This is a genomic window from Candidatus Methylacidiphilales bacterium (genome assembly GCA_028713655.1).
Taxonomy (GTDB): Bacteria; Verrucomicrobiota; Verrucomicrobiia; order Methylacidiphilales; family JAAUTS01; genus JAQTNW01.
Window position 1 is genome coordinate 36082 of record JAQTNW010000011.1, and the last position, 16989, is coordinate 53070.

Below are 16989 nucleotides of genomic sequence, written 5' to 3' on the forward strand. Positions count from 1 at the left end.
TTTTTGGCAATACAAAAGATTGCACTTTTTGTAATCTTTTGTAGAGTCTTAAGAATGCAGCCCATCAAAAAGCTAGCCCAAGTTCTGGACTCTCTGGCCGACCGGGATCACTGTTTGTTCTCCCCGTCGGACTTGGCTGTCGCCTTGGGAGACTACCGTCAGATGCCGGTATTGCTTTCGCGTGCCGTAAATGCCGGAATTCTCAAGCGTGTCTGTCGCGGCATTTATCTTTACCCTCGGACCGATTATCCCGGCGGCCACCTTTTGTTTCACGCGGCCGCCCGGCTGCGGGCGGAGGAATTCAACTATATCAGCCTCGAAACTGCGTTGAGCGATGCCGGAGTGATTTCTCAAATACCGATAAACTGGATCAGTCTCATGTCATCCGGGCGCAGTCATGTCGTGGACTGCGGGGATTTTGGCCACATCGAGTTTGTGCATACGGCCCAGCGCCCGGAAGACTTGGCCAGTGAATTGAATTATGATGCGGAACGCCATCTTTGGAAGGCTTCCGTCCGGCAGGCGCTGCGCGACATGAAGGCCACCCGCCGCAGCATGGATTTGGTGAATATGGAGACAGCGCATGAGCTTGTTTGATCGGCTGGTGGATGAGGCCCTCAAGGTCCAACCCAATTTGGCCACGCTCAGGCCGGTTGTGGAAAAGGAGCTTTTGCATCACGACATCCTGCGTGAGATGAGTGCCGCGGGTCTGTTGTCCAGGTTGACATTCATCGGCGGCACCTGCCTGCGGGCTTGTTATGGTTCTGTGCGTTTGAGCGAGGATCTTGACTTTACGGGCGGGAGTCATTTCAAGCGCAGTGATCTTTCCGAACTCGGTCGGATTCTGGCGGGGAATCTCAAGAGTCGTTACGGCCTTCGAGTGAGCGTCAGCGACCCTGTTAAGGAAGAAGGGACGGTGGCAACCTGGAAGCTGAGCGTTGAGACACGTCCCGAGGGAAAACATCTTCCACAGCAACGCATTCACATCGATATATGCGCCATTCCCAGTCATGACTCACGTCCGATGATGCTGCGCAATATTTATGGCGTTGATATGGGCACCTCCGGCCTCATCATTCAGGCTCAGAGCCGGGAGGAAATTCTGGCCGACAAGATCATTGCGCTCGCCTTTCGGGCGAACCGGCTCAAAAACCGGGACCTCTGGGATATTGCGTGGCTCAAGCAACAGGGCGTTGAATTGCCTGTGTCTTTAATCCCTTTAAAAATTCACGACCACCGACGCAAGCCTGCGGAGTTTGTTTCCCTGCTGCGGGGACGTCTGGCGGATTTTAAGAAAAAGTCTGAGATGAGAAGCGACTTCATGAAGGAGATGCAGCGGTTTTTACCCGCAACAATGGTTGCTGAAACTCTCGAAAAGGCTTCCTACTGGCAATATCTCACGCAACTCCTTGAGGAAGAATGCGCCAAGGCAACGGCAGGGCTTTCGTGATTTTGCCATCAGCCAGCATCTCCCTACACACCATTAAAACCGCGTAGTATGCGGGGGCCGGTCTGAATTTTTTACTCGAGATCAAAAAGATGGGTTATCAGAATCCGTATTTACGTTTGCGATTGACGAAAGCTGGCTCCGTTCCTTCAAGAATCTCCACAACTCTGGCCTTGATCTCGGGAGATTCAATTGCACCCGAAGTATATCCGAACATACTGTTGGTCTTGTCACAGCTAGCGCAAATGATCTGCTCCGCATCACAGACAACTGCCAGATTCGGGTTGTGAGTAACCATGATCACTTGTCGACGCTGTTTCGCCACTTTAATGCAGGTAACCAGAATCTTGTAGATCGTTTGATTATCAAGATTTTCCTCTGGCTGGTCGATCACAAGTGGTATGTCGTCATTGTCAAGCAAGAGATAGAACACCAATAAAAGCAGTCCGCGCTCGCCGGGGGAAAGGCGCCCGATCTCCTGCTCACCATAAGTCAATGAGTATCGAGGTTGCAAATAGCTCAGTCCAAAGATGAAGTCATAAAGGTCTTTAAGCCCTATGCCCTTCCGAAGTTGATCGCCAGGTTGCATGTCATTTTCAGTACTACCATCGCGGCGATCAACATGTAACATGTCATCAATACGATTGACAAATTGAACTATCGCTTCGGGATCAGCAAAATCAGTTTCAAGTAGAATGCCGTGAATCAGTTGATTGCTCTCGTCAACTCCCGAGAAGCTTCCTCGCGTTTGGCGATTGATTTGAGAGAGGAAATTCTCCTGAAACCCCTCCTCAGCAATTCTCACGTTGAAAGCCAGAGGCAGGGGCATTTCCATGTTGGCTGCCGACCGAACAAATGCCTGCACTGGCTCGTATAGACGCTTATATTCCGAGACCGTCTTTCCGATCTGCTCATGGAGGCGGCGAACTGTCGCATCGCGAGACTGTCGTAATTGATTGCGCTTTTCAGGCAACCGGGCGAGTTCTTGGATTTCCGCATCGAACCATGCAATCGAGTGTGCTTTCTCTTTAGGGCCTAACAGTTCCGCCTTCGCGCGCTCCCATTGTAAAAGTTGCTCTTGATAGACTACAAAGAGCCGCTGCTTTTCGCCAAGCCTACCCTTTATTGCGTTGATCTCGGCATCAACGGCCTCGCGCCGCCTGGTAACACTGGTCATATCCAGGCTGTTAAGAATCTTGTCTTGCGTTTCGATTTCCACTCTCATTGCGACGCCAATTGCGTCAAGTTTCTCGGTATTGACTTGCAGAGAGACTACATCATGAATCAATAGATTGCTGTCGATTTCTATAAGTATTGTACTCAGGCCTTCCAAGAATTGCTCATGAGCTTTTTCGTGATTCCTCAGAGACTGTACAGCACGATTTACCAAGGCCGCGCGCTTAATCGCGGAAGCCTTCTTGTCGCGCACCGCTTGTTCTTCCACGCGGATCGCCTTAAGCTGAGCTTCTAGTTCCTGTAATTGTGCGGTTGCCGCCGCCGCTTCGACCATCGCGGCATCGTAAGCTGTCGGATCATCGACCGTTACAGGCCTAGCATTTTCTAAAGCCTGTAATTCCTTGCGCTTACTATCCAGTCGAGTTTCGAGACTGAGACGAGAATCCGGCGCTAACATTTTCTCGATGGTGCTGATTTCCTCGTTGAGCTTCGACAATTGCTGCGTCACCTGCCCACGCTCGGTTTCGATCTCAGCCACCTTGAAATTGAGGAGATCGTCGAGAGAAAGGAAATCAAGTCGCTCCTCCTCAGGTACATGGGTATAGATGATCTTACGTAATTCGCTGTCGAAGGTGGATGAGCCACCACCGCCAAGTTCGTTGCAGAGTGTTTCAAGATAGCTCTGGGGGAGGTATTTCACTCGCTCTACATCGGACGTTGCAGGATTCTGGTGAAGCTCCCGCGAGGAGTCCGTTCCATCCCGCCATTCCAAGGTGCCAATAAAGTGTGCCGCGAGTTTGCTTTTGGGGTCGCGAAATCGATCCTGGGTCAGAAAAGAGAATTTTTCATGGTTCTTAGTATTTCCAGCAAGTGCTACCACATCGGCGAGCGCACTCTTCCCACTACCTTTATTTCCTATGATTGCGATGAGATCATGATTCAGAGGCAAGTTTACGTCAAACCAGGTTTCGGTGAGTGTTGACCCCGCATTTTTTTTAATTGTGATGTTCGACGCATACTTGGTTCGATTTCTGGAAACGAGCTTGCACTTGTCCGGGATATCTCCGACAAAGACACGCTGATCAAATTCTGTGACTGCTTGGCGCAGCCCTTCGAATGTCGAATCTGCTTTGATCCAAGTGAAGCAATTTCCAATTCGATCTTTATTCTCCGACACGCTAAGCGCGTGTGCATCTGAGCAGTCAAGTAGCGTGCTTTTAACGTTTGATTCCAAAAGCCGCTTTTTCGCCGCCTTGTAAGACTCTGGATTTGTAGCAGCGGTGAATACCAAATCCACGCAGTTGATGACGTTGCGTTTTTCCGCTATCGATTGATCGTCCCACTTCATGTTGTCCCATTCGGTCTTACCAGCAGCTAGAAGATAGCGATTCGCTAATGGATGCTTATTGAGTGCCTCCTTTATGGATTCGAGACTGACGCAAAGGTTATTGAATCCTTCCTCCAACGGGGTGCCGTAAGCTGCCTTTTTATCTGCAGGGGCAGCATCGATGATCATCTGCCCGAGCTGTTTAAGGCTGTCCCGTGTAATTACTGCCTGCCACTTCCCTTTCAGGTGGGTTGAATCCGGAATGAGGTCGTAACTTGGTGCGAGAGCGTTAAGGAACTGCTGGCGGATGATTTCAGGGTCGAGTTCGTCAAAGATGACATGCAAATTAATTCTGTTCCAGTCCGACTGTGAATACTTCCCATGCTCGTCCTTCTTGACAACACCAGCAAATTTGTTCAAGCGAAATTCCACAACTGGAAGAATTAAGTCGATATTCTGTAGTCTTCCCTCTTCCCTCTTTGCTTTCCTAACCCGCTCATAGCCTTCGATGAAGATATAGTCGTTGATGCCAATTACCTTGAACTCCGACGGCAGTTTTTCTAGATCGTCCAGATATCCCTCCCAAGCATCTTTGGTGTCGCCACCAAAGTGCTGCACAATGGAACAAGGACTGTGAACGTGCAGATCCCACTTTTTCCACGTTGATCCGACAAGCATGTTGTTGCTCATTTTTTGCTTCGAGGTAACGAGTTTCTTGTCAGCTTATACCTTAAATACTTTCATCACCTCGTCGCCTAGATGGTTGATAACTTTGACGGCAATACGATTGGACTTGGGTTTGGCGAAGGGGCGGGAGGTGTCACTGTTCAGTGTGGCCCAGGCTTCGGGGTTGATTTCAGCTTTCAAGGTCGTTTTAAGAGCGCTGTAGGGATCGTTTTGGCCGAGGAAATAGGCGTGCCGGACGAAGAAGCTTTCTTCGTTGTAGTCAGTATCGATAAACCAGCAGGCAATGCCGTCTGCGCCGTCGCTGCGGACTTCCCCGGTTGAGGGATCAAACACATCCACGCCGTTCACTTTGACCCGGAGCTTGCCATCTTTCTCGGGCAGGATGGCAATGTCCGGCTCACCGAAGATGACGAAGAGGTTGCCTTTACCGGTAGCCTTGAGGTTAGCCGCCATGTGGAGGTCTGCGTTCATTCGGGCTTTGAGAACAGGAATACGGCCAAGTTTGTTGAATTCTGTCGTGTGGGCCTCAAAGTTAAAGGCGCAGGTAATGAGGACATCGAAATTGGCATCGGCAGCCTCACGGGCGGCAGCGACCAAGTCCTGGCGTTGTACAGTGCCAAACTCGGGGCCGATGAAGATAGCGGCTCGCTTTTCGCTGCCAACCTCCTGGAATCGACCTTCAGCGCACACAAGGTCGCCAGGCCACGGAATCAGTGCTGTGAAGGAAATGCGGTCTTCCTTATGGGCCTGTTGCACTCCGGCGGTTTTGAGATTCTCCAAAATCATGGATGGGAAATCCTGCTTCTTGCCGAAGACAGCGGCATCTTCTTTGACTTTGGGATCTATGAGATCACCGTCTTCATCCACACCCAACATGCGGTGGGGACTGAGACTTTCCACGGTGAAGGGACCGGCCACGCGGATCTTCTTCTTGTCGTCGTAGGGCTTGTCGTAGAGGTATTCAAACTCAGCCTTGGCGGCGATGGACTTGTCGATTTCATGTTGGCGAGCGATGCGGGCTTCCCACCAAGCAACGTGAAGTTTCTTGGCTTCGTCAGACCATTTGGCATCGGCCTCGCGGGGAATTTCCCACTCCTGCCAATTTTTCTTCAACGTGGTGTTCAGCTTTTCGCGCAAGGGTTCCAGCTTCGTTTGCCATTGGTCCCAGATGACATCAATCTCCGCATTATTTGCGATTGACTTGAGCGTGATGTGCGGCACTCGCTCATAAACGAAACCGTGGCGGATATTCCCCTGCACCGGCTGCGAACTCGGCGCGGTGCGGGTGACTTCGGCTTCCTTGATCTGGCCATCACGAGAATCGGCCAGCAAATAAAAGGGATAGCGTGCGCCCATGATGCGGGCGCGGGCCAGAGCCAGCGCCACACGGGAGGTGTCAATCGTAATCCAACGACGACCCCATTGTTCGGCGACGGCGGCAGTGGTGCCAGAACCGCAGGTCGGGTCGAGGACAAGGTCGCCGGAGTCGGTGGCCATCTGAATGCAACGCTCAACAACCGACGGTGCGGTCTGGACGACATAGAGCAACCCAGTGCCCATCTGCAAAGACTCCCATCGATCAGTGATCGGAAGGACGGAAAAGTCGTCGATGAATCGCTTGTAGCGAACGGTCGAGGGGCCTGCTGCTACGCGGCCTGCTTTGCCCAGCTTCTCAAGGCCAAACAGCGTTGTCTTCCAATGACTGGACAGTCCAGGGCGAAAATCTCTGCCCTCGAATTTGAAAACCTGTTCTGTCGAAGCGAGGCCGGAACTGATGAGGCTTGTGTGTTGGAAGATGCGTCCATCGGGAAGCGTGACTTGCCGCTCAAGTTCTTCACGTTTCAATCGGCGCTCGGTTCCGTCGGTCAGTTCGATTTGATCGTATCGATCCGATGACACATGACCGACGACTCTTTCATTGTAGATCTGCCGGTATTTGACGACGGATTTTGATTTTGCGAACCAGAGAATGAAATCGACCGTGTTCGCCAAAAGCGTCCCAGCTTGGCTTCCAGTTTTTTGGACTTGGATGATTGAGCAGAAATTGTCCTCCCCGAACACCTCATCCATCAACGCCCGGACGCGGTGAACATTTTCATCGCCGATCTGCACGAAGATAGAGCCGGAATCGGTGAGGAGATCGCGGGCGACGGTGAGCCGATCCCGCAGGTATGTGAGGTAGCTGTGGATACCGTCGCGCCAGGTGTCGCGGAAGGCTTTGACCTGCTCCGGCTCGCGAGTGATGTGGTCGGCCTTCCCGTCCTTCACATCGCGGCTGGTGGTGGACCACTGGAAGTTGCTGTTGAACTTGATGCCGTAGGGCGGATCGAAGTAGATGCACTGCACCTTGCCACGCAATCCCTCGCGTTCGGCCAAACTGGCCATAACCTGGAGGGAATCGCCCAGGATCATGCGGTTGGACCAGTTCTGGTCGTGCTGGTAAAACTCGGTCTTATCGACTCCCTTTGGAATACCGTTGAAATCGGCAAACAAATCGGGTGTGAGGGTTCCAGCCTCGTGCTCCGATTCCTTGGAGGTTCGGAGGATGTCGTCGATCAGTACCTTGGGATGAACTTTTTCCTGGATATAAACAGGCGGGGCGTGTACGACGAGATCACTCCAGTCTTGTTCATCCTTCCCCCGCCAGACGAGCTGGGGATCGAGGTCAGTGTTGCGGGGATACTTGATTTGGAGCGGTGCGGCCTGTTCCTTCTGGATCATGGCCTGGTATTCGGCGGTGGGGATGTTCTTCCGTTTATCACTCTCATGCTTGAGAGCTTCAACGGTTTTCAGGCTGGAGGGTTTCTTGGCCATGATGTATCAGGATTTGGGCTTAAGTCTTTGGGAGCTTCATGCCGTCCCATAGTTCACCACGGTCCAATGCATCGAGCATTCGTTTGTTGTGATCCAGAAAAACTGATTTTGGATTAAACTGGTAATCAATAACACAAAAAATATCATCGATTTCACCAACCGACTCGGCAGCTTTTTGAGCTTTAATCAAAAGTTCATTAGCTTTTTGGAGTTGACCATGAAGCGCATAGGGGATGTGCATCGCCTGAAGTTGATTGGCCTGTGTTGGAGATGGAGCGCTACTGGCGGCTCCTGAATCCACGAAAACCCTAACGGTTTGAGACCAAGCCTCTTTGTCAACTTTTTGGGTCAAGCGGCGTTTGGATTCTGCCACATTAAAAAGACAAGGCAGGGAGTGAATTGTGACCGTTTTAGATTTAGAATTGGTCTCGTGAGCCCTGGAGAAAGCCACGGATGCCTCGGCGGCCTTGTTTAAAGCCATGTAGGTTTGACCCTTAACCAGCATGAGCATAACCAATCGTTCTCCACCCAATTGAACATGCTCTGGCTCAATGGCAGCAATTAGCTCAATGAGTTTCTGGTAGTTTTTCTTGGATTGTAGCTGGCCTTGTAAAAAATCAAATGCCGGTTTGTATGTAGGGTCCAGTTCGAGGCACTCCTCCGCAAATTGGAGCGCTTTGTTGATTTCACGACGAGCCGCATACAGTCTGGACAATTGAAATTTTCCATCGGGCGATTGCTGGAATTCCCGTTCCAGAAGGGAAATTAATCGATCAATACGTTCGTCGTTGGGGTTCTTGCAAGCCTCATCCACTTGCTCGGTCAAGAATTCGATACCGGTTCTATTGTATTGCGTGACCTTTTTGATCAGAGTTTGGTAATCATCGATGATTTTCGGCCGAGGCTGCTCTTCCATCAGGACAAAGAGCTTTTCTTCCAGGGCGGCAGCGGAGTAATAACTAATGGTGGAATCAATGGGTTTTCCTAAAACTTTGCTGGCTTCTTGAAATCGACTGGCAATGAGAGGACTGGTATCCGCAGTAAGATTCGGCAGCGGAGTAGCCACGTAGCAAATTTGCGGGATACGCTCAGGATCAGCTTTCCCCAAGGCTTTGGCGACCGCCGCCGTGCCCTGCAGGTTTTGTTCATTTAGCGAAAAGAGCATGACGACGAGGTTGGGGAATCCGAGGGTACAGATGCCCCCGACATCAGTCAGGCCGGTGCGGGAATCCACCAAGACGTAATCCGGTTGATAAGCCTGTTCGATGGCGGCTTTCCAGTTTTCAATGAAGGGCTGTCCGATACCGGACTCAAACAATTCAGACCAGGGTATATCTGAGCGTTTCCGGTTATAAGCAGAGTCTTTCTTGCCAGCCGGCATAACCCAGAGCTTGCCTCGGACATTTTTTTCCAATGTGCAGGGATAGACGTAGTCCTCGATTTTGGGTGCTTTGTGGGAGTGGATGAATTGGGAGACATATTCAACTACGCCATCCTTGCCTTTCGTTTTCTCAAAGGCTTTGAAGCTATCCAGACCTGGAGCTTCCAGATCGAAATCGATCAAAACTACGCGGCGGCCATTGCGAGCCAAGAGTGCGCCGATATTGGCCAAAGCCAGAGTGCGGCCAACCCCGCCTTTGTAGGAATAAAAGGTGATCCAATAACTCTTCACTTAGTATCTGTGTGCTCGAAGATGCGGGCCGGGTTGATGCGCCGATTCTGGAGTCCCGTATAAGTCCGTTCAAATCCGGGATTTTTTCTGGCCAGATCCGGGAAGCTTTCCGCAAATGGAAGGTTCAGTTGCTTCCGAATCCGGTTTTTCTTTCTCCAACCGCGTTCCCGCAGCCAGTCGGCAGCTTCCTGGAATTCAGCCAAAATCCTGAGGTAGTAACCCATGGAACGGCTGGGAACTTGGATGCCATTTTCCCATCGGTGATAGGTTTTGCCTCCGAGTCCAAGCAAATCACTCATCTGGGTTTGATCCAGTTCCATGTTTTCACGAATATTCTCCAGTTCCCTGGGCGTCAGTTGCTCGTTTTGTGCGGCAACTGCTTCGTCAACCCGAACTGTTGAATCAGCAGGTAGGGCAACCTCCCCGCATTGGTCGCAGATTTCAACTGCCAGTTGGGGAATCGTGATTTCGATCCCATCCTGAACCGTGATTCTGTAATCCATGACTGTCGGCTCTAGTTTTCCCTTATTGCAGCAGGGACAGGTCAGAAGTGCTTGGGTTTCTTTTTTCATGGCTTATTTTGGCAGTCGGGTGCCGGTGGTGTGGTTGTGTGCATCACAGATAATAACGACTCGATTGTTCTCAAGGCGGATTTCCACATAGACATCGTCATCTTCATTTTCGGAAGCGGGGTCTAGTCGGACATTTGCCTGGTAAAATTGTTGATTCGGGGGCGGAGATTTGATGGGTTTTTCAAAAACGCGGTAACCTTTTGATAAGTGGTCGGAAATTGCGCCAATAAACCCTGCATGGGTCATTTCCCAAGGACCTGCCAAATATCTGCTGGCCTGGCTCATGATGGCGTAACGTTTATTTTCCAATGCCTCCGTAATCGAGGAAATCGCCGAAGCGTGTGCTTCTACGAGCTCACTTATGGGTACATATCGATACTTTAGCACGAGATGTCTAGAATAAAAGTGCTTAAAAGCACTCGGTTGCATGGAATTTCGTATAACTGATTGAGAATGAATGGCTTATTAAGCATGGTATTTGAGACGGGTTAGCCGTCAAAAAGGTTGCAGCCGATGTGGCCAACTTCAAGCGACTCGCCGCTGGAGTGGGCATGTTTGGAACAGAAGGACCATTTATGCACATGTTCAGCCGTATTTCCCTGTTGTTCGCAGGGTAATGCTTCATCCATTTTCTGGCGCAGGTTCCGAATGAGGCCTGCTATGTTTTTCTTCTTAACATAAATGATCAACAGGCCACGGCCTTCACGTCCCGTGGAATAGCGCTCGATGAGCTGCCGCAAGCCTCCAATGTGGTATTCGTAGCCGTTGTAAATTTTAGCCTCCCCAAGCATTTTACGCACAGGTGTGCTTTCTAATAATTCGATAGTTATATCGACATGCCCATTGGAGTTTTTCTCCTGGACAACATCCAGGCATGGCACTGCGATATATCCTGCGAGTACCGCTGTAAGTCCGTTTTCGTCCAAGTTCTCAAAATTTCTTTTGTTTTCTTCCAATCGAGCGACCGCAGGACCCATGATTTCATCAAAGGCTGTTTCAAATTCAGCATCGGTTGTTGCGGCAAGAAGATCAAGATAGCCCGGCGCTTTGCGGCGGATTCTTTCAATTAACAGCTCTGCGCTATTCGATAAAGCATTCATGTCAGAAAATCCTTTCCATCGGCAGCACACCAACTCACCTCAATATTTCCAGCCCAGCGATGCCAGTCCTCATCAGACAGTGATTTTTCGCGCCACCAGGCACGAAGCTTGGCCATGAATTCAGGCACTGAGACTCGTTTATTGTTTCCGACTGTATGAAGCTCCATTCGTAACAGTCCGCGTGGAGGAGCGGACATCAGTCCGAGAGCCCCTAAAACGTCTTCACTGCTGCACTGAAGTTGGAGAGCCACAGTGTCGATATCCGTAAGGGAAAGTTTTTGCCCGTGATTTTTGCTTAGACGTTGGCATAGTGCCTTGCTAATGTGGATGAACGGGTCGGCTCCGAGAAGGCGCATGGGAGGCAGATTGGGGTTAATTGCTTTCGATAGTGGTGCGGGCGCAAGATTGATTCCCTGGCCAGTTTTCGCGGCAACCATTGCATCGAAAGCACCTGCTAGTTTGGCGGCAAAATCAAATTCGATTTGATAAATCTCAGTGAATTCGGCAAAGGCCCAGCGTCCATATTCCTTGAGGTGGTTGACGCCGGGAATCCAGTAGGCATCCATGGTGCTTTTCTTTTCCTTGGCGTCTTCCCGTCGATAACCTTTGATCTCAACGATGAGGTTCAGGGGATCGTTTTCACCCCGACCATCATCGATCTGGACGATAAAGTCAGGCCGGTATTTGCGAGTCTCGGAACCGTAGCGGTAGGGCACTTCCAAACCAAGATTGTGATTCTTCACGTACGCCCTGACTTGCGGGTGGGATTCCGCAACCCGGCAGAATTCCGCTTCCCAATCGGAATCATACACCACCCAATTGATATGGCATTTGCGGGCATCTGTCTCCCAGAGTTCCGTGCGCGAGGTGTTAAAGCGGACATGGACCGTGGAGCCCGTCGGGTTGTAGGGGTCGAGCAGGGCTTTGATCGGGCGGGAGTCGGCGAATTTCAAGGTAATGGCGGCGGTAATTTTATTACAGGCCATATCAGCCAATTCCTGATACATGAGCTGAGCGGGATAGGTGCCGCCCTTGCAGACCAGATACTCGTCCAGCCATTCCTTGGTAATGCGTTTGAGCTGTCCAAAAAGATGGAGTTTGGGTTCTTCGCCAGGGTCGCGCCATTTGGTATAAAGCAGTCTCTGGGTCAGATGGAAAAGAAGTGTAGGCGGGCGTATTTCGCCAAGATGCGCGACTGTAAGATCCACTCCCTCGCCGATGATGCCTTCGTTACGGTTCTTCGTGGGGCCGGTCAAATCGGGCGTTAGTTCCAGGACAGAATCTGGGGTGAATTGCGCTTCCAGACGTTCTTCGGGCAATTCTATCCTATAACCTTCAACCCGAGGGAAACGAATTTCCAAGGCATCACGATCAGGACGGATTGCCTTAACTTGGACAGTGATGCGGGGTGGTTGCGGTGGCGCAATGACCGGCTTGGCGGTGAAATCAAATGGAATGCCGAAGACATCGGCATACTCGACGTTGAACAACCCTTCTTCATTAAGTTCGTAGGACTGGCGGCGAAGAGCACGGCCAATAACTTGCTCGCAGAGAAGCTGTGTGCCAAAAGCACGAATGCCCAGAACATGGGTGACTGTGTTGGCATCCCAGCCTTCAGTCAGCATGGAGACGGAAACCACGCAGCGAATGGAACCGCCAAGCTGCCCCGGCTTGCCCACGGTGTTCATGACTTCCCGAAGCAATTCCTGGTCGGTAAATTTTTCCCCCGCTCGCGGGTCGCCTGTGCGCTCGACGATTTCACGGCGGAAACGTTCGATTTCGTCGGCTGCCATGCCTCGAAAGTTGTCGTCAAGCGCATCGCCTGATTCAAGTTGCTCACTGTCGATCAAAAGGGTGTTTGGCCGCGCAAGAGGATTTCCAGAGCTTTCGTCAAAGTTTCGGAAGAGCGCAAGGCGACCGTTCTCCAGAGTGCTGGAGCCATTTTCATTTTTACGATGGAAACCGGAGATATAATCGTAAACGAGTTTGGAAATAGCAGTGTTCTGGCAAACAATGATGAAGCAGGGCGGAACCTTGATTCCCTTCTCCTCCCATAATTTGAAAGTTTTATCGTAGTGCCCGTAGAGGGCTTGAAGAGCAGTCTGAAGACGCGCTGGCAGTTCGAGGGGGTCAAGCTCTGCTCCTGCTCCACGCCCTTTCTTGGGCATATCCTTGCGGATATTTTCCCAAAGATCGCGGAACATTGGCATTTCGTTGCCAGGTATATTCTCGGCCACGGGAACGCGAGGCAGCTTCACGATGCCACATTCAATGGCGTCCATGAGTGAAAAATCGCTCATGGTCCATGGGAAAAGCGTACCTTCAGCATATCCGGAACCCCGGAGGAAAAACGGGGTGGCCGATAGGTCGATCACTTGCAAAATCCCCAGTTTTCGGTTGAGCGCCTCCAGTCCTGAAATCCAGAGCCGTGCGGCCTTGTTGGCTTCTTCCACCTCTTTCTTCTCATCCCCTTTCAGGTCTTCATCGTCCTGTTCTGAAGGTTTTTCGCGGTAGCAGTGGTGTGCTTCGTCATTGACTACGAGGATATTTTTTATGCCCATGAGGTCAGGCATGATCCTCTGTATCATCTGCCCCTCGGTCTCGAGGGTGTTGATTGGGTCCCCGGTCCGGCCTACGAGCAGAGATCGTCCGCCAGAAGAAATCTCCAATCGTTCACGGAGTTTGAATGAGTGGTAGTTGGTGATGACGATCTTGGCCCGATTTACATCATCCAGCATGTCGCTTGGCACCAACTCTCGGCTTGCGTAATAGCTGTCTGGGTCGTTTGGTTGGAGGACTCGCAGCCGATCCTTGATCGTGAGACCGGGCGCAATAACGAGGAAACCGCGGGTAAATTTATTGCTGGTGGGGCGGCGCACCGCGTTAATGGTTTGCCATGCGATGAGCATGGCCATTACCGTGGTTTTGCCCGCACCGGTGGCCAGTTTTAATGCAAAGCGCATCAATTCGGGATTGGCATCCTTATTGGCATTCGCCAGATGTTCCAGAATCCGGCTGCCGGCTTTGCCTGCCTGCGGAGCCACCTCCATCAGCCAAATGGCGGTTTCCACAGCTTCGATCTGACAAAAAAAGGGGCGAACCTCGCTGTACTTGTGCTGCCTCCAGTGTTGCAGGAGGCGGGTGGTCTCTGGAGTGACTTGCCATTGGCTGGGATTCGGAAGAGCACGCCATTGATCCACATGTTGACGAAGTTCATTGATGATCGATGTGGGATCATACTGCTGCTCTTTGGTGGATAGCCCTTTGCCTTCATCAAAAACAATCTGCTGCTGATCGGTGGCTCCCTTACGCTTTTTTGGTTTGGGGATTGGGGTGATGAATTCCGCACGCCGACGCCGTTCAATAATTTGCTGGGTCGGCTGCCCGTGTTCATCAAGCTCCCAATGGCGAAGAGGCATCTCGTAAGGAGAGTTGAGAATGGGATGCTCAAAGAAAGGATTAGCCATAGCAAAGTCAGATCAACTGATTACGAGTATGAAGAATGTAGTCGGAATGCACTCTTTATTACCAGTTAAAAAGGCCATCATGGTTGAGTCGATCCATGAGCCGGATCACGCATTACCCTCATGATTACCCTTATAAGGAGGTATTACCTTTTTTCGTCCACCGATAAGAGTGGCTGGCCAAAGAGAGAACGGACCTTGAGATGGACAGTCTAATGGGGCTAGCTACAAAAGAATCAGAAACTTGGTTATGGTAATGCGCCCCTATCTGGAAATAGTTTCGACTTCATGAGTTAAACCATGAATGCGGATGGGGAACTACAGCGAAAATTGGCCAACGCCCTGGCTGAAATTGAGCTGTTGAAATCGGAAAATACCCGGTTGGGCAAATTGCTGGAGCCGCAATCTGCGTATCCGAGGCTTAAACTCGATTCGACTATCAAAACACGGCCTTCCATCCATGCCAAATCTGGAACAGAGGAGAAAATTCACCTCTTCCGCAGCTTGTTTCACGGGCGTGAAGACGTCTATGCCCTGCGCTGGGAAGGCAAAAATGGGAAATCGGGATACTCGCCCGCATGTGTCAGAGATTCGGCATATTTTCATATCTCCAAAGCAGAAGCCAAAGCGCAGCGCCAACTCTTGCCACTGACGGATCAGGTCATTCATGGCCATCTCAGTGGAAAATGGACGGTCGGAATCTATCCGTTGCTTCAAGATGAACGGTGTTGGTTTTTGGCTGCTGATTTTGACAAAGCGGCATGGCGGGAAGACGTTGCCGCTTATTTAAAAACCTGCTCTCAATGGGCAATCCCAGCTTGCCTGGAACGCTCTCGTTCGGGTCAAGGGGCTCATGTTTGGATTTTTTTTGAAACACCTGTTGCCGCGAGTATTGCCCGCAAACTGGGTGCGGCAGTTCTCACCCACACGATGGAACACCGGCATGAAGTGGGTTTGGATTCCTATGATCGTTTCTTTCCCAATCAAGACACCATGCCTCAGGGAGGTTTTGGCAATTTGATCGCTCTACCCCTGCAGCATATCCCCAGAAGCGTGGGTCATAGCGTTTTTCTGTCGGAAGATTTCAAACCTCATCCGGATCAATGGGTCTTTCTGTCCTCCATCCAAAGAATGAGTGTCGAATATGTGGGGCAAATTGTCCAAGAAGCTGAAAAACGGGGAAATATTATCGGTGTGCGTCCGAGCTTTTGCGATGGAGACGAACAGGAAGATCCCTGGCTATTGCCTCCCTCGAAAAAGCAGAAGGAGAAGCCCATCTCGGAACCCCTGCCGAAAAAAGTCCATATTACATTGGGCAATTTGGTTTATATCGAAAAAGAGGGGGTTCCTTCTTCCATGTTGAATCGCCTGATGCGTCTGGCCGCTTTCCAGAATCCGGAATTTTATCGGGCCCAAGCGATGCGACTATCTACTTTTGATAAGCCGAGGGTCATATCTTGCTCTGAAGAATTCCCCCGACATCTGGGATTACCGCGTGGCTGCTTGCGTGAAGTAGTCGAACTTTTGGAAGCGCACAAGGTTGAAGTCGAATTGAAGGATGAAAGATTCTTGGGACAGCCTGTCGATGTGTCATTTCACGGCAGTCTCAGGCCCGAGCAACAGAAAGCTGCGGATGCATTGTTGGTGCACGACATCGGAATCCTTTCCGCCACTACTGCTTTTGGGAAAACAGTAGTGGCGGCCTGGATGATTGCAGCGCGAAAAACCAACACCTTGATTCTGGTGCATCGCAGGCAACTCATGGACCAATGGCGGGAGCGGCTTTCAGTATTTTTGGATTTACCCATCAAATTGATCGGCCAAGTCGGTGGAGGCCGCCGTAAAGCAAACGGGAATATTGACGTGGCAGTTATCCAAAGCTTGAACCACAAAAATGTGGTGAATGACATGGTGGCAAATTACGGGCAGGTCATAGTGGACGAATGCCACCATCTTTCTGCCTTCAGTTTTGAGCAAGTGTTACGCCAAGTCAAAGCCAAGTATGTGTTGGGGTTAACGGCAACACCCATGCGTAAAGACGGACATCATCCCATCATCATGATGCAGTGCGGCCCTATTCGTCATCGGGTCGATGCCCGTATTGAGGCGGCAGCGAGACCATTCGAGCATATCGTTATACCGAAGTTGACGTATTTCAGATTGCCCGAAGCGCCGGGCAGCAAAAAAGCCATTCACGAAATCTATGCGGCCTTGGTTCATGACGAGGCCCGAAACAGGATGATCCTAAATGACATTCGCGATGCTTTGGATCGAGGGAGATCGCCCCTGCTGCTTACAGAACGCACAGAGCATCTCAAGTTTCTGGCTTCCCGGCTGGAAACCTTCACGCCCAATGTGATCATTCTTCAAGGCGGCATGGGCGTAAAACAGCGCAAAGCCATGATGGAAAAGCTCAACGCAATTCCTCAGGGAGAAAAGCGCATACTGATGGCAACAGGCCGATATCTTGGGGAGGGATTTGATGATGCCCGGCTCGACACCCTGTTTTTGACCATGCCAATTTCCTGGAAAGGAACCCTGCAACAATATGTGGGGCGGTTGCATCGGCTTCACGATGAAAAGAAGGAAGTCGTGGTTTACGACTATGTGGACGGTTGCGTACCCATGCTCGCATCCATGTTCGACAAGCGAGTGCGCGGGTATGAGTCGGTCGGTTATAAGATCAACCAAGATTGTTTGCTTTAATATTCCATGCTTTTCTTTTTACTC

At 50.9% G+C, this 16989-nt stretch carries 10 protein-coding genes; 3 read left to right on the forward strand and 7 right to left on the reverse strand.

Features of this window, described 5'->3' with window-relative positions:
* Positions 1 to 54: 54 nt before the first annotated feature.
* On the forward strand, positions 55 to 597 hold the full coding sequence (locus tag PHD76_05290; protein MDD5261247.1) for a type IV toxin-antitoxin system AbiEi family antitoxin domain-containing protein: 543 nt from the start codon (positions 55 to 57) through the stop codon (positions 595 to 597).
* Positions 584 to 1450 (forward strand): nucleotidyl transferase AbiEii/AbiGii toxin family protein, encoded by an 867-nt coding sequence (locus PHD76_05295; protein ID MDD5261248.1) that lies wholly within the window; start codon positions 584 to 586, stop codon positions 1448 to 1450. The genes PHD76_05290 and PHD76_05295 overlap by 14 nt, the downstream gene beginning before the upstream one ends.
* 97 nt (positions 1451 to 1547) lie before the next feature.
* Here the strand turns inward: PHD76_05295 and PHD76_05300 are convergent, their stop codons facing one another.
* The 7 genes from PHD76_05300 to PHD76_05330 form a co-directional block, all read right to left on the reverse strand.
* A complete protein-coding gene (locus tag PHD76_05300; protein ID MDD5261249.1) occupies positions 1548 to 4640 on the reverse strand; it encodes an AAA family ATPase in 3093 nt (1030 codons plus the stop codon).
* 33 nt (positions 4641 to 4673) lie between these two features.
* Positions 4674 to 7451 carry a site-specific DNA-methyltransferase gene (locus PHD76_05305; protein ID MDD5261250.1) on the reverse strand — a complete coding sequence of 926 codons (2778 nt, stop codon included), beginning with the start codon at positions 7449 to 7451 and terminating at the stop codon, positions 4674 to 4676.
* Between the two features lie 19 nt (positions 7452 to 7470).
* Positions 7471 to 9123: an AAA family ATPase gene (locus tag PHD76_05310; protein MDD5261251.1), complete on the reverse strand. Its 1653-nt coding sequence runs from the start codon at positions 9121 to 9123 to the stop codon at positions 7471 to 7473.
* Positions 9120 to 9695, reverse strand: a complete 576-nt coding sequence (locus PHD76_05315) for a type II toxin-antitoxin system MqsA family antitoxin (protein MDD5261252.1) — start codon at positions 9693 to 9695, stop codon at positions 9120 to 9122. Before PHD76_05315 ends, PHD76_05310 begins: the two co-directional genes overlap by 4 nt.
* A gap of 3 nt (positions 9696 to 9698) precedes the next feature.
* A complete protein-coding gene (locus PHD76_05320; GenBank protein MDD5261253.1) occupies positions 9699 to 9980 on the reverse strand; it encodes a hypothetical protein in 282 nt (93 codons plus the stop codon).
* Positions 9981 to 10183: 203 nt separating this feature from the next.
* Positions 10184 to 10795 carry a hypothetical protein gene (locus tag PHD76_05325; protein MDD5261254.1) on the reverse strand — a complete coding sequence of 204 codons (612 nt, stop codon included), beginning with the start codon at positions 10793 to 10795 and terminating at the stop codon, positions 10184 to 10186.
* Entirely contained in the window at positions 10792 to 14262 is a 3471-nt protein-coding gene (locus tag PHD76_05330) for a DEAD/DEAH box helicase family protein (protein MDD5261255.1), read from the reverse strand. The genes PHD76_05325 and PHD76_05330 overlap by 4 nt, the downstream gene beginning before the upstream one ends.
* 297 nt (positions 14263 to 14559) lie before the next feature.
* On the opposite strand from PHD76_05330, the gene PHD76_05335 reads away from it, so the two are divergent.
* Positions 14560 to 16965, forward strand: a complete 2406-nt coding sequence (locus tag PHD76_05335) for a DEAD/DEAH box helicase family protein (protein MDD5261256.1) — start codon at positions 14560 to 14562, stop codon at positions 16963 to 16965.
* The last annotated feature ends 24 nt before the right edge of the window (positions 16966 to 16989 follow it).